The organism is Paenibacillus sp. MMS20-IR301 (assembly GCF_032302195.1).
In the GTDB taxonomy this organism is placed as follows: Bacteria; Bacillota; Bacilli; order Paenibacillales; family Paenibacillaceae; genus Paenibacillus_AQ.
Genome location: NZ_CP135275.1, coordinates 1399356 through 1424646, shown reverse-complemented (window position 1 = coordinate 1424646; position 25291 = coordinate 1399356). Strand labels below are relative to the sequence as shown.

The following is a 25291-nucleotide window of genomic DNA, read 5'->3' as shown; positions in this document are numbered from 1 at the left end:
CCCTTTCAATTGCTGATCCTTGAATCCTTGCGGTAAGTAAATACTTTCACTATAACATCGTTATACCAAGTCTATAACGATGTTATAGTGAAATCAAGAAAAAAATACCTCATAACCTTATTGGGCATACATCCCAACAGGTTATGAGGAGAATTATCAACTTTATTATGTTACACCGCCGCAAACTGGCTGTTATACAGCCGGGCGTAATACCCTCCGCTCTCCAGCAGCTGCTCATGCGTGCCGCTCTCGACGATGTCGCCGTCCTTCATGAACAGGATAAGATCCGCTTCGCGGATTGTGGACAGGCGGTGGGCAATGACGAAGCTGGTCCGCCCTGCAATCATCGCGAGGAACGCCTTCTGAATCCGCACCTCTGTCAGCGTGTCAATGCTGCTTGTCGCCTCATCCAGAATCAGCATCGGCGGATCCGCCAGCATGACGCGGGCAATCGTCAGCAGCTGCTTCTGGCCCTGGGAGAGGTTATCCCCGGACGCGCTGATTTTGGTGTCATAGCCTTCCGGCAGACGCTTGATGAAGCTGTGCGCGTTCGCTGCTTTGGCTGCGGCTATGACTTCAGCCTCGGACGCCTCCGGCTTACCGTAGGCGATATTATCGCGGATGGAGCCTCCGTAGAGCCAGGTCTCCTGCAGCACCATACCGAAATTACGCCGCAGGCTGTCGCGGGTAATTGTGGTGATATCTTTGCCGTCAATTGAAATTGTACCGCCGCCGACCTCATAGAAGCGCATCAGCAGGTTAACCAGTGTTGTTTTGCCGGCACCGGTCTGTCCGACAATCGCCACACGGGTACCCGGCTTCACCTCCAGGCTGAAGTTCTTGATCAGCGGACGCTCAGGCGTATAGGCGAAGCTTACTTGGTCAAAGGTAATCGTCCCTTGGCTGCCCTGCAGCACATGCGCATCCGGCGCATCAGGAGCCTCCTGCGGCAGATCAAGAACGGTGAAAATCCGCTGTGCTGATGCTGTTGCCGATTGCAGCTGGGTAATAACCCCGGTAATCTCATTAAAAGGCTTCGCGAACAGGTTGGAATAGATCAGGAAGCTGGACAGGTCCCCTACAGACAGATGCCCCCCGATGACAATCGCACTGCCGATCATTGCGATGACCGAGAAGGTAATATTATTGACGAGCCGTGTTGTCGGGTTGGACAGCGAACCGTAAAACTGCGATTTGACCCCCGCACTGTACAGATCATTATTCCGCTTAGCGAAAGCGGCAAACGAACGGTCCTCATAATGATACGCCTGCACCACCTTTTGTCCGCCGATAATCTCTTCCACATAGCCGTTCAGCCCGCCGAGAATCTTCGCCTGCTCACGGAACAGCTGCTGGGAACGCATCGTAATGAAGCGGGCGACGAAAAAGGTTGCCGGTGCCGACAGCAGCACTACCAGCGTCATTACCGGACTGATATAGAGCATAAGCCCGATGGCCCCGGCAATGGTAACAATCCCGGTCAACAAGGTGGAGAAGCCCTGCAGCAGCCCGTCAGAGACGGCATCCATGTCGTTCACGAACCGGCTGATGCTGTCCCCCTGCGGATGATTATCATGAAATTTCAGCGGCAGCGCATCGAGCTTGTCAAACAGCTCCCTGCGTAGATCGTATACTGTGCGGTAGGCGAGCTTATTCGTGTAATAGGTGAGCAGCCAGCCGAAGAAGCTGCCTGCCAGATATACGGCCCCCAGTATAAGCAGCAGACGGAGGATTTCCGGGAAATCCACATGATCCGGCCCGATCATCCTGTCGATCGCCCGGCCGATCAGCAGCGGTCCGATCAGGCTGGCGATGACGCTTAGAATGGCGCAGATCACCGCACCAACCGTTATTTTTCTATATTGTTTTGCATAGGCGAACAGCCTTTTCCAGGTCATTGTAGTGTTCATTGCAGCGCCTCCTCACTCGAAAGCTGGGATTTGCAGATTTCCTGATACACCCCGCAGCTCTCCAGCAGCTCTTCGTGACTGCCGGTACCGGCAATCCGTCCTTCCTCAAATACGATAATCTGGTCCGCCTGCCGCACGGTGCTCACGCGCTGGGACACAAGCAGTACGGTCATCTCCCCGCTGTTCTCCTTCAGTGCCCGGCGCAGCGCCGCATCCGTAGCGAAATCAAGCGCACTGGAGGAATCATCGAGAATCAGAATCGGCGGGCGCCCCACGACTGCGCGGGCGATGGTCAGCCGCTGCTTCTGCCCGCCGGACAGATTAAGCCCGCCTCTGGCCACCGGTGTATTCAGTCCCTCCGGCAGCTTGCTGATGAATTCTTCCGCCTGGGCGATGGAGGCCGCAGCCATCAGCTCCTCTTCGGTTGCTGCCGCTTTGCCCCAGCGGAGGTTATCGGCAATGGTTCCCGTGAACAGCACCGCCTTCTGGGGGACGATGCCGATCTTGCTGCGCAGCTGCTCCAGGCGGTAGTTTTTTACGTTGATGCCATCCACTTCGACATCCCCTTCTACAGCATCATAGAAGCGCGGAATCAGATTAACGAATGTTGATTTGCCGGACCCGGTACTTCCGATCAGTCCAACCGTTTCTCCGCGTTTAATCTCTACAGAAATATTCTGCAGCGCAAGCTCACCGGTCTTATTGTAACCAAAGGAGACATTGCGGAAGGAAACCGCCGGCGCCTCTTCCACCGGACGGGCAGGAAGCACTGCATCCGCAGGCTCGGCAACTGAAGCAGTCATGGCCAGCACCTCGTTTACCCGGTTAGCCGATGAAGATGCTTTGGTGAACAGAATGACAAGATTGGACACTACAATCAAGGCCAGCAGAATCTGCGTCACATAGTTAATGAAGGCGATGATCTCCCCTTGCGAGAGCCTTCCGGCTTCAATGTGGATGCCCCCTGCCCAGAGAATGGCGATAATCGCCGCATTAACTACCAGTGTTGTCAGCGGGCCGAGCCAGGCAGCAATACGTCCTACCCGGATGGCAGTCTGCGTCAGGTCCTCCGAAGCTTCATCGAACCGCTGCTTCTCACGGCGGCTCTTGGCGAATGCGCGGATGACGCGGATACCGGAGAGGTTCTCACTCAGCACCAGTGCCAGCCGGTCAAGCTTCGCCTGATACTTACGGTACAGCGGAGCACTGCGCGTAATAATGAAGTACAGAATCACACCGAATACCGGTGTGGCTGCAATCAGAATCAGCGACAGCCGGAAATCAAGGATCATGGCCATAATAATGGCACCGATACAGATGAACGGCGCGCGGATGACGAGCCGGATCAGCATGGCAACCGCCAGCTGCAGCTGATTGACATCATTCGTGATCCGGTTGATCAGCGACGGCGTACCGATAACATCCAGCTCCGCATAGGACAGCGAAGAGATGTGCTTGAATATGCTGTTGCGCAGCGAGGTCCCGAAGCCCTGCGAAGCCCGCGCAGCGTAATACTGACAGATCATGGAGCAGCCGAAGCCGAGGAGCGACATCAGTATCATCAGGGAGCCCATGCGGTAGACATATCCGCTATCCTGATTACCTATCCCGTTGTTAATGATCAGGGCAACGATGGTCGGCAGCAGCAGCTCCAGAATAGCCTCCAGCAGCTTGAAGACCGGCCCGATGATTGTTTCTTTTCTGTACGGTTTTAGAAAAACAGCAATTTTCAGCACAGTTATCCTCACCTAACTTACGTAGTATGTATTTGATCTTGAAAAAAGCATAAGACCCGTTATGATTATGTCATACCCGTTTACATATTAATAATATTGGTTTCGTATCTATGCGATACATATTTCGTATGGCACTTAGCATAGACACCATTCAAACGGTAGACTACAGGAGGCATATGACACAATGGATATCCGCCAATTGAAATATTTTCTGGCCATCGCCGAGGAAGGACAGATTACCTCCGCAGCACGGAAGCTGCAAATGGCCCAGCCCCCGCTTAGCCAGCAGTTGAAGCTGCTGGAGGAGGAGCTGGGGGTTAAGCTGTTTGAACGGGGGCCGCGCAGCGTGCAGCTGACAGACGCCGGAATGCTTTTGCGGGAAAGGGCCATGCAGCTGCTGGAGCTGGCGGACTCGACCACCCGTGAGCTTAAGGACTATGTGAAGGGCGTGTCCGGCACGCTATCCATCGGCACGGTTTCCTCCTCGGCGGCAACGCTGCTGCAGGAACGGCTGCTGGAATTTCATCAGCTTTACTCCGGCGTCAAATTTGAAATTCATGAGGGCAACACTTACCGGATTATCGATTTATTGAACAAAGGGATCGTTGAAGTCGGAATCGTCCGCACCCCGTTCAGCAGCAGCGGTCTTGAATGCATCTATACTACATCAGAGCCTATGATTGCCGTAATGGCACCTGAATATGACTGGACCGGCGGAAAAACCGAGATAGAGATCGATGAGCTCAAGGGGCAGCCGCTTATTGTGTACCGGCGGTTCGAACAGCTGATTACCGAGACCTGTCTGGCGAACGGGTTCGACCCGAGGTTCTTCTGTATGAACGACGATGCCCGGACCACCCTGCTGTGGGCCAATGCCGGCCTTGGTGTCGGGATCATTCCGCGCTCCGCATACTCGCTTGCCGCGAACCGCAACCTTGTCTCCAAGGAGATCCGCAGCGATTCGCTCCATACAAGGGTAGCGGCAATCTGGATGAAGGATAAATATCTGTCCGCACTGGCGGCCAAATTTATTGAGAACTTTCAGCAGCAGTGATCAGTATTGAATAACCTCAAATATTTAGTGTCTTTTCTTGCAGCCAAACAGTCCGGCTCTCCTTAGAGGGCCGGACTGTTTGGTATTATGCGGTCAGATATTTACAGCAGGTGGCCGGACTGCACTTTATGGAAGGCCTCATCCAGCAAGGCGGCAAAATCACTTTCCGGATGCTCCGCATGATACTGCATAACAGACAGATTAACACCAATCACAACTCCGGCAAGCGTGCGGATGTCCAGGTCATCACTGCTCTTGTTCAGCCGTTTTGCCAGCATCCCGGTAATCATCTGCATCGTTTGCATCCAATTGTTCAGGGAAGCAGCCCTGAGTTCCGGAATAGTCATAATCAGCTGGTTTCTCTCCCGCACAGTGATAAGCTCCTCTGCTGACAGATCAGCAGTTGCTGAAATCATGGCATTGCTTAAGGCGGTCAGCGGACTTAAATCCTCCGGCTGCTGCTCAAATGCTGCAATCAGAAGCGGATCATAGTTATCCGTCATCATTACGTCCTCTTTGGTCCGGAAATACCGGAAGAACGTACTGGGGGAAATTTCTGCAGCCTCTGCAATTTGTTCAACGGTTGTTGCATTATAACCCAGCTCGTGAAAAAGGCGGAGGGCATGCTTTTGCACCAGCGCCATCGTCTTTGCCTTCTTCCGTTCACGTAAGCCAGGCTTTCGTTCCTCACCCACCGGCAATTCCTATCACTCCCTAACGTTAATCGAACGGCCTTCCTTCCCGCTCTGCGGAATATGCAGGAATACAAGCGTTAATAGGATACCCAGTGCGGCAACTCCTCCGACTACCCATAACATCGCATCCATTCCATGAATGAAGGCGGAACGCACAGCCTCCAGCAGCTCCGGAGAATGAAGCTCACGGGCAGCATTCATCCCTGAGGCCACACTTCGCTGTAATGCATCCGCGGAATCACCTGAAAGTCCTTCTATTGCCAGTTTATCACGATATACCGAACTAAGCATAGTTCCCAGCACGGCAACACCGATTGTTCCGCCAATCTGCCGCATGGTCATGATGAGCGCCGACCCGATGCCGCTCCGCTCCGCTGTCAAGGCGGCCATCGAGATATCCATGGCAGTCGGCAGGGCAAACCCGATTCCAAGACCCACTATAGAGATCCAAATGGCAGCAAAGCCATAGCCGTGAGATGATCCGGTATTCGCGCCAATGAACATACCGAGCGCCAGCAGGGAAAGACCTGCAAGCAGCGTGAATTTTGCGCCAAAGTTTAATTGGAGCCGTTCGGCAATTTGAGACCCGATCAGGAGACCGCCGACGATAGGCAGCAGTCTTACTCCTGTCCCGAGCGCATCCGCGCCACTAACCGCCTGGAAATATTGCGGCGTGACAAACAGCAGCCCAAACATGGCAAACGATACTACAGTGGCCAAGATAGAACCCCAAGTAAATCCGGCTGAACGAAATAATTCAAGATCGATTAGCGGTTGTTTGACGAAGCTTTGCCAAAGAATAAACAGTGCAAGCAGAACAACTCCTCCCAGGATAGGCCCCATAACTGCGTAATCACTCCAGCCTCTCTCTCCGGCTTCGATGAAACCATAGGTAAGACTCACCAGCCCGAAACTGGATAACAGCATCCCCGGGAAATCAATTTTAGTACGTCCGGTACTCCGGGATTCCTTAAGAAAGATAGAAAGGGCAATCATACCAAGCAGGATAATAGGCAAGTTAATCAGAAAAACCGATCCCCAGGCATAATTCTTCAGCAGCCATCCGCCAAGAATCGGTCCAAGCGGAATACCCAGAGCGTTGGCCATTACCCAGATTCCGATAGCTTTGGGGCGTTCCTCTTCGGTGAACAATACCGGAATGACTGACATCGATAACGGCATCAGAAAAGCTGCCCCAAGTCCCAGGAATGCGCGTCCGATAATCAGCTGCAGCGGTGTATCCGAATAGGCGCAGCCTATAGAGGCCAGCCCGAATACCAGTAAGGCCATCAGCAGCATCTTCTTCCGGCCCAGCTTATCTCCGAGCAGTCCGGCGGGCAGCAACAAGGCAGCAATCACCAGATTATAGGCATCCGCAAACCACTGGAGCTCACTGTTGCTCGCATTCATTTGTACAGCCAGTGTAGGCAGAGCCAGATTCAGTACCGTTAAGTCTAATCCCACCGTCAGCAAGCTGATTGCGAGCGCACCAAGAACCCACCATTTCTTATTTTTTTCCAACAGCATTACAACATCTCCCTTTGACATTTTATTTCATTTGTTATTTTATTTCTTTTGATAGTTACTGTCAATTTAAATATTCTTTCATTTTTTCCTCCATGGTTAGCGCACAACAAATAACCCGCCTCCGGCTAAGCCGGAAGCGGGTTATGCTTACTTTTGAGCACAGAGACCCAAAGGTTAGATTAGACCATGATTTTGCAGATATCGTTCGTGAACTGCACCGGATCATTCACCTGCAGCCCTTCAATCAGCAAAGCCTGGTTGTAAAGCAGATTGGTGTAGAGGCCCAGCTTCTCCTTATCGCCTTCAGCCGCAGCCTTCAGGGATTTGAAGACATCGTGGTTCACGTTAATTTCCAGCACCTTGTCCGCCTGAACATCCTGGCCGCCGTTAGGCATTGCCTTGAGGATCTTCTCCATCTCAATGGTCAGCTCGCCTTCAGTGGACAGGCAGACCGGATGGGATTTCAGCCGCTTCGATGCTTTGACTGCCTTCACTTTGCCGGACAGAATGCCCTGCATCGCTTCGAACAGCCCTTTGTTCTCATTTTCTTCCTCTTCCGACGGTTTGTCCGCAGCATCCTCGATGCCTAAGTCGCCGCTGGAGACGTTTTTGAATTCTTTTTCCTTATAGGACATGATCATCTTGATCGCGAATTCATCGATATCGTCTGTGAAGTAGAGAATTTCGTAGCCCTTGTCCAGCACCATTTCGGTCTGCGGCAGCTTCTCGATCCGTTCTGCCGACTCCCCGGAAGCGTAGTAGATATACTTCTGGTCTTCCGGCATTCTTTCGACATACTCAGCCAGCGTAACCAGTTTCTTCTCCTTGGAGGAGTGGAACATCAGCAGGTCCTGGAGCGTTTCTTTTTCCATGCCATAGTCATTGTAGACCCCGAACTTCAGCTGTCTGCCAAAAGATTTATAGAACGTCTCATATTTCTCGCGCTCATCCTTCAGCAGGCTCAGCAGCTGGCTCTTGATCTTGCTCTTGATGTTCTTCGCAATCAGCGTCAGCTGGCGGTCATGCTGCAGCAGCTCGCGGGAGATGTTCAGCGACAGATCCTCGGAATCCACCATCCCCTTGACAAAGCTGAAATAATCCGGCAGCAGATCCCCGCATTTGTTCATGATCAGCACGCCACCCGAGTACAGCTCAAGCCCTTTTTCATATTCCTTGGTGTAGTAATCAAACGGAGTATTCTCCGGAATGAACAGGATTGCATTATACACTACCGCACCGTCAGCACTGATATGGATATGCTTCAGCGGCTTGTCGAATCCGTAGCGCTTCTCGGAATAGAAGTTGTTGTAGTCCTCTTCCTTCAGCTCGCTCTTGTTTTTGCGCCAGATCGGCACCATGCTGTTCACAGTCTGCTCTTCGGTCACATCGATGAATTCATTCTCAGCGCCTTCTTTAGGCTGTCTGCCGGTAATGTCCATCTTGATCGGGAAGCGGATGAAATCCGAGTACTTCTTGATGATCGACTTCAGGCGGTATTCTTCCAGAAACTCGTCGTAATTGTCATCCTCGGTGTTCTCTTTAATCTTAAGTGTAATTTCGGTACCTACAGCATCCTTCTCCGTGGGTTCAATCGTGTAGCCGTCAGCGCCCTGGGATTCCCATTTGAACGCCTGCCCGCTGCCCAGCGCCTTACTGATTACCGTTACATCGTCAGCGACCATGAATGCGGAATAGAACCCTACCCCGAATTGTCCGATGATGTTGTGGCCGTCCTTGGCTTCATTATCCTTCTTAAAAGCAAAAGAGCCGCTGTTCGCGATAATCCCGAGGTTATTCTCCAGCTCTTCCTGGGTCATCCCGATCCCTGTATCGGAAATGGTCAAAGTGCGGGATGCCTTATCGGCAGTTACTTTAATGTAGTAATCCTCTTTATTGAACACCAGGCCTTCGTCGGCCAGTGCCTTGTAATAGATTTTGTCGATGGCATCGCTTGCATTCGAGATCAGTTCCCGCAGAAAGATTTCCCGCTGCGTATAGATGGAGTTAATCATCATTTCCAGCAGTCTTTTGGATTCGGCTTTAAACTCTTTTTTGGCCATGAATAAATAAATCTCCTTTCAAAAATAACCTTCAGATTGCGTATCGTTGTTTAGCACTCCACTCATCCGAGTGCTAACACTTCCTTTTATATAACATATTCTCGTTTTTGATGTCAATATCTTGCTGCATTTAAGCGGCTGAAAAAAGTTGTGTAATTCATTTTAGTCCATGTTAGCATTCGGAATGTACTCCAAATACAGATGGTGAAAGGACAATGAGACGATGAATATTCAGCTTGAAAAGATCCCGGCAACAGCCATTGCTTATGTACGGCAAACGGGGCCTTACGGCCCTGCCAACGCCCGGGCTATGGAGCATTTGAAGCAGTGGGCGCTGGAAAATGAGCTGCTGGCCGGATCAGCCGTGCTCTTCGGTATTCCCATGGATAACCCTGCGGATACAGCTCCGGAGGATTGCCGGTATGATGCCTGTATCAGCCTGCCCGGGGCTTCTGCCCAGGAGGCGTCTGCTGCTGCCGGCAATCGGGCAGATGATTCCATCCGTTACGGGTTGCTCTCCGGCGGAACCTATGCCATCCTTACCATTGAACATACCGCTGAGGCGGTTGCCCGGGCCTGGGATGGGCTTATTCCGGCGCTGCAGGGCAGCGGGCGGCAGCTCGACCCTATGAGGCCTGTTATGGAAAGATACACCGGTGAGATGATCCGCAATCATCTTTGCCAGCTGTGTATCCCGGTGCAGCAGCAATGACATCAGGGGATCGGCCGGGTTGTTTGGCTAAAGACGCAGCTGCCCTTCATGGTAGCAGTAATACGTCTGCGCCTTAAGGTCTATCAGCCGGCTCAGGGAGTCTGCTGCGCTCTCCAGGTCCAGACAGTACTGCGGATTCGCGACAGCCAGCACTTCCCCTTCTTTCACTGCCGCATCTCCGGTAATCACGCTGCTTAGTTCAGGAAAATACAAAGAGATATGGCCTGAAGTATGCCCCGGGGTGGCGATAATCTGACATTTGTTATTTAGTATCCACTCGCCATCCCGGACGGTCATATCTACCGGAACATGTCTTAAGTCTTGTAATAGCTGTACAAACTCTTCCCCGGAAGCCTGATCTTCAGCTGACATCTGCGCAAGCAGGGCTTCGGCTTGAACCAGCCGCTCCGATTTCACTTTACCTGAGATAAACGGCGCTTCTGCTTCGCTCGCTATGACCGTCACTGCCGGATATTTCAGCTTGAAATCTTCCAGCGCTCCGATATGGTCATCGTCATAATGGGTAATAATGATATTCTGCAGATGCTGCGGGTCATGCCCGTGCTTCAGTATCGCATCCTCTATACGCGGCATGAACTGCGGATACCCGGCATCGACCAGTGTTAGCTCTTCCCCGGACACAATAAGGCTCGGGTAGATATAATAGTTCTGTCCATGGTATTCAAATTCTATCGCTAGCTCAATTATGTTCATGTTCTCCTCCGTCTTGTCTGGACTCGATCATCAGGCTACTCAGTGCAGCCTTCCGTTCAGGGTGTAGCTCCCTTAACCTTCGCATCCTCCAGCAGCAGCTGAATCAGTGACTGCAGCGGCAGCGACTTCCACTTCTTCGGATGAAGCAGAAGCTGCAGATCAAAGTGAATCTCCGGATGGGCAAAAGACAGCTCCGCGAGATTTCCCCGCTCAATCTCTTCCTCAGCAACAATTCTGGGCAGCAGTGCAATGCCCAGGCCGTTGCGCACACAGCGCTTGATCGCTTCCAGATTCGACAGCTCAAACCCGATCCGGAACACGATCCCGTGCTCCCGGAGCAGGTTCTCGAACAGGCTGCGGTAGATGCAGCTTTCCTCCGAGACAATCAGCTCGCAGTTGTTGAGATCCTGCAGCGACACCTGCGTCAGCCCGGCCAGCGGATGGCTGACCGGCGCCACGAGGACGAGCGGCTCCTCCCGGATGATGGTCCGCGCCAGCACGGCGTCCGCTGTATTGCGGTCCAGCAGGAGGCCAATGTCTACCTCGCCGTCCCGGATTTTGGACATCAGATTAGCCTCCTGCTCTGTCTGCAGATGGATATTCAGCCCCGGGAACATCGTCCGCAGCTGCTGAAGATACGGCGGCAGATAAAAGGCCGCCAGTGAATCGATCGTCCCGATGGTCAGCGTTCCGATGGTCTGCTGGGCGATAGTCTCCTTGGAGCGGTCGTACAGATCAAGAATCTCCGCGAACAGCTTCAGCAGCTCTTCCCCCGGCGGGGTCAGCCGCAGCGCCCGGCCATGCCGCTCGATCAGCGGAATGCCGTACTCCTTCTCGATCTTCTGAATCTGCATCGTTACGCTGGACTGGGCGTAGCCCAGCTCCTCAGCCGCACGGGTGAAGCTCTGCCGCTTCGCTACCTCGCGGAACGTGCGCATATAGGTTAAGTCCATTCCCCTCACCCTAACATCAATATTATTGATAGCCTACATCATTTATTATAGCTAACTCCGATGTGAAATTCCATGGTACAGTAAGATAAAAGGATTTTACAATTGTGGAGGCCGATATTCATGTTAACAGAAGAACAGATTTATGGAATCTATGTTCCCGTGGTAACCCCGTTCAACGCCGCTGGCGAGATTGATCTGGAATCGTATCAGCGTTATGTGAACAACATCATCAAGAACAATATTCATGGTCTGGTCGTTAATGGAACCACTGGAGAATCGCCGACAGTCAATATACAGGAACTGCAGACCCTCGTGGATGCTTCACGGGAGCTCTTGAAATCCAGCACAATTCCGCTGGTCATTGGCACGGGCACGAATGATACAATGTCCACCGTTGCCCGCACCGAGCTTGCAGCGAACTCCGGCGCTGATGCTGCACTGGTGGTGGTTCCCTACTATAGCCGCCCTTCCCAGGAAGGCATTATCGCCCATTTCCGCAAGGCAGCAGAAGTCGGTCTGCCGGTTATCGCTTACGATATCCCCGGCCGCGCCGGTGTCGGCATGTCGCTCGATACCGCCCGCACGATTCTGGAGATGGACAATGTCGTAGGGCTCAAAGACTGCTCCGGCTCCCCGCTGCTGGTCTCCGAGCTGTCCCGCCTCGGCTCGAAGCCGGTGCTCTGCGGAGATGACCTGCATTTCTTCGACATGCTCGGCTGCGGAGCCGCCGGAGGCATGCTGGCCTCGGCTAATGTGCATACCGCCCGCTATCTCAGCATCTATGAGCAGTACAGAGCCGGCCAGGTTGAGGCCGCTCACGCTGAGTTCAATCAGCTGGTACCGCTGATGAAGCTGCTGTTCAAGGAGTCTAACCCGGCGCCGATCAAATGGCTGCTCAGCGCATACGGCGAGATCGCCTCGGATACGCTCCGCCTGCCGATGACCTCCATCAGCTCTTCGCTGCGTGACGAACTGGGCGCTTACCTTGCCGGGTAAGCATTCTGCTTCACGGACAGCTGTTAACTAAGTAATTGAATCAAAGCCCCCGCCGCTATCCAGTTATTCTCGGGATAGCGGCGGGGGCTTTTTTTGCTGTAGAGCAGTTAAGGCCAAATATACTCGTTAACCCTCATTTCTGCTTTCCGCCGCTTTGCACGGTTTCAGATATCCGTTCCGGCCGGATTGCGGCGGTTCAGAAACTCCATTTACCCGAGTCAACTGCGGACACCACAGTCCTTATTCGCCACTTTTCACGTGATATCGCCACTTTCCTGGCGAAATAACGGCGCTGATGTCCGTCCCTCGTATTTAGGGGATTTTCTCACAAATACTCACTCCTTCGCAGGATTTCAATGTATAGAAACGGGAGTGAAAGTGGGGGGCGATAGAGAGGGCCCTGCCGAGCGGCTTACGGGCATGCAGGAACAAAAGCAGCGTAAGACGTGCTTTTAAATCCTCGCTATCCTGCACACTCCACTTGTCCCACGGAGGTTCACCCTCCCAGATCTCAACGGGTCTATGCCCTTTCATTCCTTCGTTTCACCTGTCCATGGCGTGGAGATCGATCGCGTTAAGGTAACGGGTCAAAGCCCTTCCGGACACCACCTTCGATTCTCTTGTGCACGTAATACGGTACGTTCCTGCGAATGAGTCAACTTTCGTGATTGCGGTTTATGCGGCTACGGGGGAGAAATCAGCACCACGGTAGGTTTCCCCTCGCTGCACCATGCCAATTAGGATGCGAGCCAGTTTGCCAATGAGCTTAAACAGCGAAGCTTGCTTCTTCAGGCCTCGTGCCTGGTTGTTTGCGTGCCAGCGCTTGAAGTCGGGGTTTTGCCGCAACAGACTCAGCATCCCCCAGTATAAGTGTTTGCGTAGCGTACTGTCGCCGCGTTTGGAGAGCTTGATTTTCCCTTTGGATGTACCGGAAGTGCACTCCGCCAAGTTCAGGCCGGCGCGCCTTAGCAATTGTCGGCCATGCGCATAAAGGCGCAAATCCCCGGCTCCGGCCAAAATGGCAGCCACCGTCAGATCTCCCAGCCCGCGGATGCTTCGCAACTGCTCAGCCAAGGGGATTTCCTCCAGCAGCGATTGGAGGGCTTCGTCCATTTCGTCGAGCATGGCCATGACGTTGTCGTAGGTTTGGAGGAGGTGGCCGAGGTCTTGCCTGGCTTCCTCCACCGCCCGGGTATCGCCAATACTGCGCGCGGCCGTCGCCAGCAAGACCGCCGCTTTCGCACGGCCGCTGACACCTGCCGCCCGTTTCATGCCTTGTTTGCGCCACAGGTCCATGACTTCCTCGACGCTGCGTCCCTTGAGGTCACACGGCAAAGGGCAGGCGCGAAGTGACGCCAGCGAGCGAAGCGTCGTCCAGTCCGGAAAGACTTGGCGGAATTCGGGGAAGTACAGGTCGATCCAGCGGACGATGCGATTGCCCAGGCTTATCCCTTGCTTGACCCAATACTCCCGGTTGCTCATTAGCGTCTTCAGCCGGTCGAAGACCGCCGCCTGAGCGAGGTAGTCGGTGTAATAGCCACGGCTGACGACATCCGCAATGACAAGCGCATCCTTAGGGTCGTTCTTCGATGGACTATTATCCCGGTTTTCCTTGTTGCGGTGGGTCGTCACCGGATTGACCAGTACCACCTCGATCCCTTGTTCAAGTAACCAGTTCGCGAAGTTAAACCAGTAATGACCGGTGGGCTCCAGACCAATGAGCAGGGAGGTCAGACGATGCTTCGACTGAGCTTCCCTTGCCCAGCGCAAGAACTTTTCGAAGCCTTCCAGCGTGTTGGAGAACGACAAGTGACGGGGCGTGAGTGAACGCCCGCGAAAGTCGGTCATCTGTGCGGCATGCACATCCTTGGCAATGTCGATTCCGACTACGGCATGCTGCATGGTAATTCGTTCAATGCGTTGATTCGTTATATCTTTTCGGTTAGACTTCATAGTAAGCGCCTCCTGATGGGTTTTAGGGCTCCAGACCCCGTACACCCCCATCTTACGAGGCGCCCTTGTTTTTGTCTAAGTCCAAATCTTAGCGTATACAGGAATGTTAAGGCCCGGCACTCAGGCCCTGCTTCAGAACTTAACGTCTCCCCTGTCCGTAACGTAAGCAAATAACCTGACAGCAATACGTGATTTGGCTACTTTCTTGGCAGAGATCCAGATCGTAGTGAGTATGGACCGGATAAGGCAAACGTAAAGCAGCGATTCTCCAATAACGGGAGAATCGCTGCTTTTTTAATGGCTAAGCCGTTGAAAAAAATCGGCTGTACCACTGTAGAATATGACAGCCGTAGTGCTATAACGCTTATTTCACTTACTGGGAACGGCCTGCTTTTGCCGAAGGACGGCTGCTGGGGCGACCGCTCTGGCTGCTGCCGGGTCTGTTCCCGCTCTGGCTGGAACGGCCATATTGTCCCCCGGCCGGTTTATTGCTGTGGCCACTGCCCGGATGGGCTGCTCTTTCACCCGGACGGCCGCCGAAGCCCGCTCTGTTGCCGGATTCACCAGCAGTACGGCTGCCGCCGGCACCTGCGTTGCCATCTGTTCTGGCGCCAGAGCCACTGTTCGCTCCGTTACTGCCATATCCGCCGCCTGAGCTGTTCTTCCCTGCGCTGCCGCCAAAACCGCCGCCCGAGCTGTTTCTCACTCCGCTGCCGCCATTGCCGCTACCCGGGCCGTTTTTCACTCCGCCACCAGTGCTGCCGTATCCGCCGCCCTGTTTGCCCTGGGTGAACCACTCTGATTTCGGCTTACGGGCCGGATTTGTCTTCGCCTTCTGTACCGGTTTAGCAGGTGCTTTACCCGGACGGTCGGCCAGCAGCGCCAGATTGCTCTGTGACATCGGATAAGCGTGATCCTTCACTTCCGGAATCGTCTTGCCGATCAGCTTCTGGATATCCTTCAGGTACGGAATTTCCTCAGCTTCGCAGAGCGAAATCGCAATACCGCTCATGCCTGCACGGCCGGTCCGGCCAATCCGGTGAACGTAAGTTTCCGGAATATTCGGCAGGTTGAAGTTGATGACATGCGACAGCTCGTCAATATCAATTCCGCGGGCGGCAATATCGGTTGCAACGAGTACGCGTGTCGCACCGCTCTTGAAGTTTTTAAGCGCATTTTGCCGTTCATTCTGCGATTTATTACCGTGAATCGCCTGTGCTGTAATATTGATTTTGGCCAAATCACGGCTGACCCGGTCCGCTCCGCGTTTAGTGCGGGTGAAGACCAGCGCGGATACAATGGACTTATCCTGCAGCAGGCGGTTCAGCTGCTTCTGCTTGTTGCCGTTTTCCAGCAAATATATCGACTGCTCGATCCGGTCCACTGTGGAGGATACCGGCGTAATTTCAATTTTCACCGGATTTACCAGCAATGTTTTGACCAGCTGTGAAATTTCTGCGGGCATGGTTGCCGAGAAGAACAGCGTTTGCTTTTTGACCGGCATCTTGGCAATAATCCGTTTCACATCATGAATAAAGCCCATATCGAGCATACGGTCCGCTTCATCCAGCACAAGAATCTGCACATGCTGCAGATCAACACGCTTCTGGCTGATCAGGTCGATCAGTCTGCCCGGTGTAGCAATCAGGATATCCGCACCAATCGCCAGTGCCCGCTCCTGCGCCTTCTGCGATACGCCTCCGACAATTGCCGTTGATTTGATTGTAGTGAACTTGCTGTAAGCCTGAATGTTCTCAGAGATTTGCAGCGCAAGCTCTCTCGTCGGTGTCAGAATCAGGGAACGGATGCGTTTCGCTCCTCCGGTTCTGGCCTGCTGGCTGAGCAGCTGAATAATCGGTAATGAAAAAGCGGCTGTTTTCCCGGTTCCTGTCTGCGCACAACCCAGAATATCTCTGCCCGCTAATGCGGCAGGAATGGATTCTTCCTGTATCGGGGTAGGGGAAGTATAGTTTTCCAAGCTGAGTGCCTTGAGAATCGGGGGAATGAGGTTCAAATCGTTAAATGTCATTTTAGCTCCTTAATTTTGAGTACATATATTATCAAGCAGGTAAGCACTGTATATATCTTCTGCAGCGTCTCCACATCTCGCTCGTCAAAGTCATAACAAGCAATGATAACACAGAACAGCAAATAATGAAAACTTTCATTTCAATATTTTCAGAAAAAAAACAGCGCACACCGGCAACGACAAAAAAGCAGAGGATTAATCCCCTGCTTTTTTGTCATGCCATATTATATTATACTAATCTACAATTTCCGCTGTATCGCCGTTATTCGCACCAGCCGCATTAGCTTCGTCGGTGTCGATATGCATATCAAGCTTGAAGCTGTCGGATACACGCGCAAGCACGTTCTCAAGCACAAGGCCGCGTTCGCCGCCCAGACGTACTTTGAGGAGCTGCTTATCGGCAATCCCCCATGCTTCTGCTTCGGAAGTGTGGAAGTGGATATGACGGGCTGCCACGATAACACCAGTCTCCAGTTCAACCTCACCTGCAGGTCCTTTAATGGTGATGCCTGGTGTTCCTTCAATATTGCCGGATTCACGGACAGGTGCTTTCACGCCAAGGCTGAATGCGTCTGTACGGGATACTTCCAGTTGGGAAGCCGGACGGGCAGGTCCGAGGATTCTTACTTTGTCGAACTTACCTTTAGTTCCGATTACAGCTACTTGCTCATTTGCTGCAAATTGTCCTGGTTGGGAAAGCGGTTTGAACTCAGTCAATTGGTATCCTGGGCCAAACAATGCTTCCACGTGCTCCTGCGTAAGGTGAATATGCCGGGCCGACACACCTACGGGTACAGTCTTGCTCATTTGTAAGTCACTCCTTGTATTTTCTCTAGTATCTGTACAAGCCACTGAACATTATACCTCTTATTACCCGAAAATAAAAAGACCCTCATCACTTTGAGCGTCTTTTTTTCGACATATTGCAAAACTGTGAACTATTTCTCACCGTCTAACTATTCCTCCGCTTGCAGGAAAAGCTAATTTTAGTAATGATTTGCCGCCACACCTGGGACAGGTATCTATTCCCTTCCCTTCGTTGGCAAATGTGTGCGCAAAAAGCTCATTGCATTCCCGTACAGCCAGCCTTTCACCTGATCTTCGGGGTAAAATTGCAACAGCAACTCTGCGAGCTCCGCATATTTTCCCGGATGCTCAAGGCCCTCCACCCAGGCCTCTATGCCGTCAAAATCGGACCCGAACATCAGCTGTCCGCTTCCGCCCAAGCTGCAGACATGCTCGATATGCCGCCGCATATCCTCCATCTGCGCCGCTCCGTCCTCGCGGACAAACCACGGGACAAAGGTCAGGCCCATCCGGCCGTCCATTGTAATCAGCGCCTTGATCTGTTCATCACTCAAGTTACGGGGATGACCGCATATTGCGGCGCTATTGGAATGCGAAGCAATGAACGGGCGTGTACTGCGTTCAGCCAGCTCCCAGAAGCCTGCCGGGGCCAGATGCGACACATCCAGCAGCATGCCGCTGGCATTGCACCAATCAATCAGCTTGCGCCCCTGCGCTGTAAATCCGCCGCCGCGCGGCTCCAGCACACCATCCGCTGCCCAGTTTGCATAATTCCAGGTGATCCCCAGGAAGCGCACTCCCAGCTCGAAGCATAGCTGCGCATAGAACAGATTGCCCTCCAGGCCGTCTACGCCCTCCAAGGAGAGCATTCCCAGACCCGGCACAGTTACTCTCTCTCCCTCAAGCTCTTCCTTCCAGCACAGCCACTGCAGGCCTCCTGGGCCAGCCACCTTGGAGCGGAAACATTCGATCTGGCCGAGAATATCCTCGAACTTTGCTCTTCCGCGCGCTGCTGACAAATAAATGGCGAATACCTGAAGTTCGACATTCCCCTCCTCCAGCCGCTGTGCGGTCACATCCAGCCGGCTGCTGCTGTTGAAATCCAGTTCCGGATCAGCCTGCAGCTTGCTTAATACGTCACAGTGAAAATCAGCCACCTTCAGCTTCTTCTTCATCGTATGCATTAAGGAATCAGCTCCTTCTCAACTTATACAGAAGCGGCGAAACCGGAAGCTCCTATACTGAAGTGTATGCTGCACATACCAAATAACCCCACAAAGTGGGGCTTTGGCTTCGAGGCTAGCTTCGGAACTTAACAGAGACCCAAACCTATAAATTCATAACACAAAAAAACCTGTTTACCAAAGTAAACAGGCTCATCCTAATGAAAACCATATAGTTATCTCGGTTCAACAATAAGTTTAATCGCCGTCCGGTCTTCTCCATCAATGACTATATCCGTAAAAGCCGGAATGCAGATCAAGTCTACACCGCTTGGTGCAACAAATCCCCGGGCGATGGCAACTGCTTTGACTGCCTGGTTCAGTGCTCCTGCTCCAATAGCTTGTAGCTCGGCCGATCCACGTTCACGAAGAACACCTGCTAGTGCGCCAGCAACGGAATTTGGATTGGATTTAGCTGATACTTTTAATACATCCATAGTAAGTACCTCCCCTGGGAAAATGATGGTGTTCTTCTTCCACTACAGTAGATGTTATTCGCGGGAGAAGAATTAATTCCTTCTTTTTGCGGACCTCCACGGAGAAAATAGTTCAAAAGATACTCTTTTTCGATATAATAAATATCACACTTTACCCAATTCAAGCGATTTTTCCCGAAATATCTTCTTTCTTGCAAATCCTTCTAGCTCATTACCCACTCATCTTCACGCAGCCGGATCTTTTCCAGGCGTGTTGCTTTGCCGGTAGGCTCGTCAAGCTCAGCGAATAAGCCGTGAAGCTGCCACTTGCCTTCGTCAACTACAAAGCGCGAAGGCAGCTGAGTGGTGAACTTGTAAAGAACTGCATCCTTTTCCATACCCAAAATCCCTTCTCTTGAACCAACCATCCCTGCATCAGTTAAGTAAGCTGTACCGCCAGGCAGAATTACGTCATCGTTACTCTGCACATGCGTATGAGTGCCTACCACGATTGAGGCGATGCCATCCATGAAATAGCCCATTGCTATTTTCTCAGAGGTCGCTTCCGCATGAAAATCCACCAGAATACATTTATGCTCTCTGCGCAGATCCTCGATAATCTCCTCGCCGATACGGAACGGGTCATCGATAGCCGGCAGGAAGGTACGGCCCTGGAGGTTCACAATCGCCAGCTGTTTGCCGTTCCCCTTGACAACGGTATATCCTCTACCCGGAGTTCCCGGGGGAAAGTTAGCCGGACGGATAATCCGCGGCTCATCATCGATGAATTCGAAGATATCCTTGTTATCCCAGGTATGGTTACCCATAGTAATGCCATGAACGCCCCAGTTGAAGAACTCATTGGCAATTGCGGAAGTAATCCCCCTGCCTGCTGCTGCATTCTCACCGTTAACAATAATGATATGCGGTTGATATTTACTTTTCAGGGAAGGCAGCATTTCACGGAGTGCCTTTCTCCCCGTATTGCCTACAATGTCGCCGATAAATAATACTTTAATGATTTTCTCCTCCTATAAGATTTAGTTTCCTTAATACCCAATATACAAAACTTTCTTTATAAGTATAAATTCACCGAATCTGTTTCGTTCCAAACTATAACTTTTGAATGAAAAAATGAAAAAAGGCCCCGCAGGGGGGCCAACTTCCTTGCTTATTTAGCGTATTCTACAGCGCGTGTCTCGCGGATTACGGTAACCTTGATATGACCCGGATAATCCAGCTCACTCTCAATCATCTTCGTAATGTCGCGGGCCAGACGGAAGGCTTCCGCATCATCAATCTTCTCAGGCTGCACCATTACGCGGACCTCGCGGCCAGCTTGGATAGCGTAGGATTTCTCCACACCTTCGAAGGACTCGGAAATTTCCTCCAGCTTCTCCAGACGCTTAATGTACGTTTCCAGCGTTTCACGGCGTGCACCGGGACGGGCAGCCGACAGGGCGTCAGCAGCTCCAACCAGCATTGCAATAACCGAGGTAGCTTCGCAGTCTCCGTGGTGGGACGCGATACTGTTGATAACGACCGGATGTTCCTTGTATTTCTTCGCCAGCTCGACGCCGATCTCGACATGCGAACCTTCCACTTCATGATCAAGCGCTTTGCCGATATCATGCAGCAGACCGGCGCGTTTTGCAAGCACGATGTCTTCCCCAAGCTCACCGGCCATAAGTCCAGTCAAATAAGCAACCTCCATGGAGTGCTTGAGTACATTTTGACCGTAGCTCGTACGGAATTTCAGGCGGCCCAGAATTTTGATCAGATCCGGATGCAGACCGTGAACACCCACCTCGAAGGTAGCTTGTTCACCATACTCGCGAATCCGTTCGTCCACTTCTTTACGGGATTTCTCCACCATTTCTTCAATCCGTGCAGGATGGATACGGCCGTCAGCCACAAGCTTCTCGAGTGCCGTACGGGCCACTTCGCGGCGGATCGGATCGAATCCGGACAGGATAACAGCTTCCGGCGTATCATCAATAATAAGATCAATACCCGTAAGAGTTTCCAGGGCACGGATGTTACGGCCTTCGCGGCCAATGATCCGGCCTTTCATCTCTTCATTCGGCAATGTTACTACAGATACCGTAGTTTCTGCCACATGATCGGCTGCACAGCGCTGAATAGCAAGTGTAATGATTTCGCGGGCTTTCTTATCCGCTTCTTCCTTAGCCTGCTGTTCAATTTCTTTGATCATCTGGGCAGTTTCATGGCGAACTTCCTGTTCTACATTACTGAGAATGATACTTCTGGCATCATCGATGCTTAAATTGGAGATACGCTCCAGTTCAGTCACCTGGTTTTTGTAAATCACGTCAATTTGTTGTTGGGTTTCATCAATTCGTTTCTCTTTGTTAGCTACCTGTTCTTCTTTTCGTTCAAGCGATTCCATTTTTTTATCCAGTGATTCTTCCTTTTGCAGCAAACGTCTCTCCTGGCGTTGGATTTCATTCCGACGTTCACGAGTTTCTTTCTCAGCCTCGGTACGGATTCTATGAACTTCGTCCTTAGCCTCAAGTACCGTTTCCTTCTTCAGCGCCTCTGCCTCTTTCTTCGCGTTCTCCACGATGACTACGGCTTCTTTCTCAGCGCTGGAAATTTTAGCTTCTGCAAGGGACTTACGAATAAAATAACCGAATCCAAAGAATGATGCAGCTACAACGAGAACGATAATGACCCAGATCCATGATTCCATCTGTTCACCTCCTCGTTGGTTCCTCCAAGGATATTCCCCTGGGTATTTGTGCAGTTGTTAAACTATCCGTTCATCACCATACAAAAAACCGGTAATACACCGATTGCCATACTGCACATGCTGCACATGCACACTGCCCGCCTTATCCGGCGATTACATTTCATATGAGTTGTACGCGAACCGGAACATAAGAGTCTGCTTTTTGGGAAGGAAAAAGGATTCTTAGTTTATGCCGATTCATGTTATATTTTATTATTTATAAAAAGACATTGTCAAGAGAGTCGATAACCGCATTAAAGTCAAGAGAATCAATCCGGGTCGTAAAATTCCTCATCATCCCCCGCAAACTCCTCTTCCTGCCGTAAAATCTGGAGTACCTGGCGCACCATTTCACCCGGAAATCCTCTGCGCATCAGGAAGGCCCCGGTCTTCTGGCGTTTATCCTGCACCTCTCCACGGACCATATTCCATTTCTTACGCCCGGTCAGCAGGGCACTTTCCAGCTCCTGTTCCGGCGAAATTTCATCCAGTGCTTCGGCAATCAGCGATTTATCGATCCCCTTCTCGCGCAGCTCCTGGCGGATCCACATCTTCCCTTTGCGCTGGTTCATAATCCGCTGCTCTGCCCACTGCTTGGCATATAAGGGATCATCGAGCAGCCGCTCTTCCTGCAGCCGGTGCAGCACTTCGCTAATTACAGTCTCTCCTATTTCCTTCTCGCGTAAACGGCGTGCCATCTCCTGGGCCGTTCTGGGCTTGCGCTCCAGATACCGCAGCCCCTCTACATAGGCACGCTGACGTTCATCTGCCGCAACAATCTCTTCCAGATCAGCCTTCTTGAAGGAGCTTCCGCTGATCATCCGGTATTTAATCATGACATCTTCGTGCACAGTCATATTATATGTACCGAAGTGAATCACATAACGGTAATTTGACTTCTTTAAGCGCTCCACTCGTGTAATTACCAGCTCTTCCTCTTCAGGGAAGTCGGCCAGCACCTGTACATCCTGTTCCTCCGGCTCGGGATTTAATTGGATTACCATTCTTACATTCACCTCATCTATATTGACATCTAACCCCTGCAATATGAAAAAACGCCCTGTTCACTCACTCACAGGGCGCCTTATCTTTATTATTCAATTGCAAGGGACCCAAGCAATTACCTTATTCAATCTCAAGCAGCAGCTTCTCTTCTTCCTCTTGCTCCGCAGCAACATCAGCCTCAGACGGCGCTGCTACCAGAGTAGAAAGATTACTTGCTTCACGGATCTTATTCTCAATCAGCAAAGCGATTTCCGGATGTTCTTTGAGGAACTGCTTGGAGTTCTCACGGCCTTGGCCCAGACGTTCGCCTTCGTAAGAATACCAGGCGCCGCTCTTGTTGACGATATCCATTTCGGTACCGATATCCACAAGGCTTCCCTCTTTGGAGATTCCTTCACCGTACATGATATCCACATCAGCTTGCTTAAACGGAGGAGCTACCTTGTTCTTAACCACTTTGATCTTAGTGCGGTTACCAACAACATCATTCCCCATCTTAATGCTCTCCACCCGGCGTACATCCAAACGCACAGAGGAATAGAACTTCAGAGCGCGTCCGCCCGGAGTGGTCTCAGGGTTACCGAACATAACACCAATCTTCTCACGCAGCTGGTTAATGAAGATGGCAATCGTGTTGGATTTGTTAATGGCACCCGACAGCTTGCGCAGTGCCTGGGACATCAGACGGGCCTGCAAACCTACGTGGGAATCACCCATATCCCCTTCGATTTCCGCTTTCGGTACCAGCGCAGCTACGGAGTCAACGACAATGATATCCACCGCTCCGCTGCGGACAAGTGCTTCAGCGATCTCAAGCGCCTGCTCGCCTGTATCCGGCTGGGATAACAGCAATTCATCAATGTTAACACCAAGAGCATTGGCATATTTAGGATCAAGTGCATGCTCGGCATCGATGAAGGCAGCTTGTCCGCCAACCTTCTGCACTTCAGCAATAGCATGAAGGGCAACTGTGGTCTTACCGGATGATTCCGGTCCGTATACTTCAATAATGCGTCCTTTGGGAAGTCCGCCAATACCTAATGCAATATCAAGTGCCAAAGATCCGCTAGGTACGACTTCCACTTTCATGTGAGTGGATTCTCCCAATTTCATGATCGAACCTTTACCGAATTGTTTTTCTATTTGACGAAGCGCCATATCAAGCGCAGCACGACGATCTGACAATCAGACCACTTCCTTCACTGTTTATAGTATTATAATAACGTGTTTTAGAGGTCTTGCCAAGCTTTTTTTCGAACATACATTCGTTTTTTTTGACTCCCGGGTTAATACTCCCTTTTATTGTAAGCCTCCTTCCGGGTACACTGCACCATCAGCCGCTCCACAATAAACAAAAAAACCGCAGCAGAGAATATCTATGCCACGGTTCTTCCGTATGAATAAATTATATACCGGACGGAATGCTCATTGCAAGGCCGATCCATCCAGCGGGGTAGCTACTTTACGTTCCTCCAGACGGCGCCAGAGACGGTACAGCAGCGCCTTGACTGTCCGCAGGCGGATATTCTCGCGTGTTCCCTTGAGATTCAGCTCGTAGACCTCTGTCTTCCGTCCGCGTTCGGCGAGGCCGACAAACACAAGCCCGACCGGCTTGCGCTCGGAATACCCCGGGCCGGCAACACCGGTCACAGACAGGCCGAAATCACTGTCAGCGGTCATGCGCACCTGCTCAGCCAGCACCTCCGCAACCTCACGGCTCACGGCTCCAGGGGCATCCGGGCCTTCCAGCATAGCTGCCGGCACATTCAGCAGCTTCTTCTTCATATCATTCGAGTAGCATACAATACCGCCGGCGAACATGGATGCGCTGCCCGGGATATTCGTAATACTCTCCATCAGCAGCCCGCCTGTGCAGCTCTCTGCCGCACTCAGTGTCAGCCCGGCATCCGCCATCCAGTCTACAATCAGCTGCTCCAGCGGAACATCGATATTTGCATACAAATGATCCGGCAAAATAGCGGCAATCTGCTTCTCCAGTACTTCAAGCTTCTGCATTGCCTCGCGTTCAGACGGGGCTTTGGTGGAGATGCGCACCGTCACTTCGCCTTCCTTGGCGTAAGGGGCAATCGTAGGGTCACTTTGGCCGCGGATCAGTTCGATCAGCTTGTCCTCCAGCAGGGATTCGCCGATGCCTGCGAATTTGAGCATTTTGGAGTAGAGCGGCATTTCGCCGCTTAGCGCATGCTGCTGCAGCCACGGCTTCGCTTGGTCTGTGAACATCGGCTTCATCTCCCGGGGCGGCCCGGGCAGCACAATGTAATACTTGCCCGCTTCGGCAAAAGCAAGCCCGACTGCAAGCCCCGTCTCATTGGCCAGCGGTGTTGTTCCATCAATTATAATAGCCTGCTTACGGTTATTCTCGGTCATTACAATCTTGCGGTCATCAAAGAAACGCTGTACATGATCCATTGCAAGCTGGTCGATATGAAGGCCGCGGCCGAGTGCCGCAGCTAACGCATCTTTTGTCAGATCATCCTCTGTCGGACCGATTCCGCCCGTAAATAAGATAAGATCAGCACGGCCCCGGGCAATCTCAACAGCTTCAAGGAGACGGTTTTTGTTATCCCCGACCACAGTCTGAAAATACACGTCAATTCCAAGCGCAGCCAGCTCTACTGAAAGAAACTGGGCATTGCTGTTCACGATTTGTCCAAGTAAAAGTTCTGTGCCGACGGCAATAATTTCCGCTTTCATAGCTGGCGTTCTCCTCCTGAGCGTACTCATCAAA

General features: G+C 51.9%; 20 protein-coding genes. 3 read left to right on the top strand and 17 right to left on the bottom strand.

The window, feature by feature from the left end; genetic code table 11:
• Positions 1–170: 170 nt before the first annotated feature.
• Both LOS79_RS06280 and LOS79_RS06275 read right to left on the bottom strand, forming a co-directional pair.
• Positions 171–1910 carry an ABC transporter ATP-binding protein gene (locus tag LOS79_RS06280; protein ID WP_315417103.1) on the bottom strand — a complete coding sequence of 580 codons (1740 nt, stop codon included), beginning with the start codon at positions 1908–1910 and terminating at the stop codon, positions 171–173.
• Positions 1907–3646, bottom strand: coding sequence for an ABC transporter ATP-binding protein (locus LOS79_RS06275; protein WP_315417101.1), 1740 nt, complete (start codon positions 3644–3646; stop codon positions 1907–1909). Before LOS79_RS06275 ends, LOS79_RS06280 begins: the two co-directional genes overlap by 4 nt.
• A 184-nt stretch (positions 3647–3830) precedes the next feature.
• Here LOS79_RS06275 and LOS79_RS06270 point away from each other — a divergent pair, with 184 nt between their 5' ends.
• On the top strand, positions 3831–4700 hold the full coding sequence (locus tag LOS79_RS06270) for a LysR family transcriptional regulator (RefSeq protein WP_315417099.1): 870 nt from the start codon (positions 3831–3833) through the stop codon (positions 4698–4700).
• A gap of 101 nt (positions 4701–4801) precedes the next feature.
• Here the strand turns inward: LOS79_RS06270 and LOS79_RS06265 are convergent, their stop codons facing one another.
• From LOS79_RS06265 to htpG, 3 genes are all read right to left on the bottom strand, one after another.
• Positions 4802–5344 carry an acyl-CoA-like ligand-binding transcription factor gene (locus LOS79_RS06265; protein WP_315417097.1) on the bottom strand — a complete coding sequence of 181 codons (543 nt, stop codon included), beginning with the start codon at positions 5342–5344 and terminating at the stop codon, positions 4802–4804.
• Positions 5345–5407: 63 nt separating this feature from the next.
• Positions 5408–6922, bottom strand: a complete 1515-nt coding sequence (locus tag LOS79_RS06260; RefSeq protein WP_315417095.1) for a DHA2 family efflux MFS transporter permease subunit — start codon at positions 6920–6922, stop codon at positions 5408–5410.
• 179 nt (positions 6923–7101) lie between these two features.
• Positions 7102–8982 (bottom strand): molecular chaperone HtpG, encoded by a 1881-nt coding sequence (htpG, locus tag LOS79_RS06255; RefSeq protein WP_315417093.1) that lies wholly within the window; start codon positions 8980–8982, stop codon positions 7102–7104.
• Positions 8983–9205: 223 nt separating this feature from the next.
• On the opposite strand from htpG, the gene LOS79_RS06250 reads away from it, so the two are divergent.
• Positions 9206–9694: an AraC family transcriptional regulator gene (locus tag LOS79_RS06250; RefSeq protein WP_315417092.1), complete on the top strand. Its 489-nt coding sequence runs from the start codon at positions 9206–9208 to the stop codon at positions 9692–9694.
• Positions 9695–9721: 27 nt separating this feature from the next.
• Here the strand turns inward: LOS79_RS06250 and LOS79_RS06245 are convergent, their stop codons facing one another.
• Together LOS79_RS06245 and LOS79_RS06240 are read right to left on the bottom strand one after the other, a co-directional pair.
• Positions 9722–10408: an MBL fold metallo-hydrolase gene (locus LOS79_RS06245; RefSeq protein ID WP_315417091.1), complete on the bottom strand. Its 687-nt coding sequence runs from the start codon at positions 10406–10408 to the stop codon at positions 9722–9724.
• A 56-nt stretch (positions 10409–10464) separates the two neighbouring features.
• Positions 10465–11361, bottom strand: coding sequence for a LysR family transcriptional regulator (locus LOS79_RS06240; RefSeq protein WP_315417090.1), 897 nt, complete (start codon positions 11359–11361; stop codon positions 10465–10467).
• 120 nt (positions 11362–11481) lie between these two features.
• Between LOS79_RS06240 and dapA the strand changes: the two genes are divergently transcribed.
• On the top strand, positions 11482–12357 hold the full coding sequence (gene dapA, locus LOS79_RS06235; RefSeq protein ID WP_315417088.1) for a 4-hydroxy-tetrahydrodipicolinate synthase: 876 nt from the start codon (positions 11482–11484) through the stop codon (positions 12355–12357).
• A 675-nt stretch (positions 12358–13032) separates the two neighbouring features.
• Here dapA and LOS79_RS06230 read toward each other — a convergent pair.
• The 10 genes from LOS79_RS06230 to LOS79_RS06185 form a co-directional block, all read right to left on the bottom strand.
• A complete protein-coding gene (locus LOS79_RS06230; RefSeq protein ID WP_315415005.1) occupies positions 13033–14310 on the bottom strand; it encodes an IS110 family RNA-guided transposase in 1278 nt (425 codons plus the stop codon).
• A gap of 373 nt (positions 14311–14683) precedes the next feature.
• Entirely contained in the window at positions 14684–16339 is a 1656-nt protein-coding gene (locus LOS79_RS06225; protein ID WP_397386738.1) for a DEAD/DEAH box helicase, read from the bottom strand.
• 234 nt (positions 16340–16573) lie between these two features.
• Positions 16574–17146 (bottom strand): phosphate propanoyltransferase, encoded by a 573-nt coding sequence (gene pduL / locus LOS79_RS06220; protein ID WP_315417087.1) that lies wholly within the window; start codon positions 17144–17146, stop codon positions 16574–16576.
• A 215-nt stretch (positions 17147–17361) separates the two neighbouring features.
• Positions 17362–18330 carry a dipeptidase gene (locus LOS79_RS06215; protein WP_315417085.1) on the bottom strand — a complete coding sequence of 323 codons (969 nt, stop codon included), beginning with the start codon at positions 18328–18330 and terminating at the stop codon, positions 17362–17364.
• A 215-nt stretch (positions 18331–18545) separates the two neighbouring features.
• On the bottom strand, positions 18546–18806 hold the full coding sequence (locus tag LOS79_RS06210; protein ID WP_019910496.1) for a stage V sporulation protein S: 261 nt from the start codon (positions 18804–18806) through the stop codon (positions 18546–18548).
• Between the two features lie 203 nt (positions 18807–19009).
• On the bottom strand, positions 19010–19804 hold the full coding sequence (locus LOS79_RS06205; protein WP_315422025.1) for a TIGR00282 family metallophosphoesterase: 795 nt from the start codon (positions 19802–19804) through the stop codon (positions 19010–19012).
• 152 nt (positions 19805–19956) lie between these two features.
• Positions 19957–21498, bottom strand: coding sequence for a ribonuclease Y (gene rny, locus LOS79_RS06200; RefSeq protein WP_173133412.1), 1542 nt, complete (start codon positions 21496–21498; stop codon positions 19957–19959).
• A gap of 308 nt (positions 21499–21806) precedes the next feature.
• Positions 21807–22541 (bottom strand): regulatory protein RecX, encoded by a 735-nt coding sequence (locus tag LOS79_RS06195; protein ID WP_315417072.1) that lies wholly within the window; start codon positions 22539–22541, stop codon positions 21807–21809.
• Between the two features lie 121 nt (positions 22542–22662).
• Positions 22663–23727, bottom strand: coding sequence for a recombinase RecA (gene recA, locus LOS79_RS06190; protein WP_315417070.1), 1065 nt, complete (start codon positions 23725–23727; stop codon positions 22663–22665).
• A 240-nt stretch (positions 23728–23967) separates the two neighbouring features.
• Entirely contained in the window at positions 23968–25257 is a 1290-nt protein-coding gene (locus LOS79_RS06185; protein ID WP_315417069.1) for a competence/damage-inducible protein A, read from the bottom strand.
• Positions 25258–25291 lie beyond the last annotated feature (34 nt).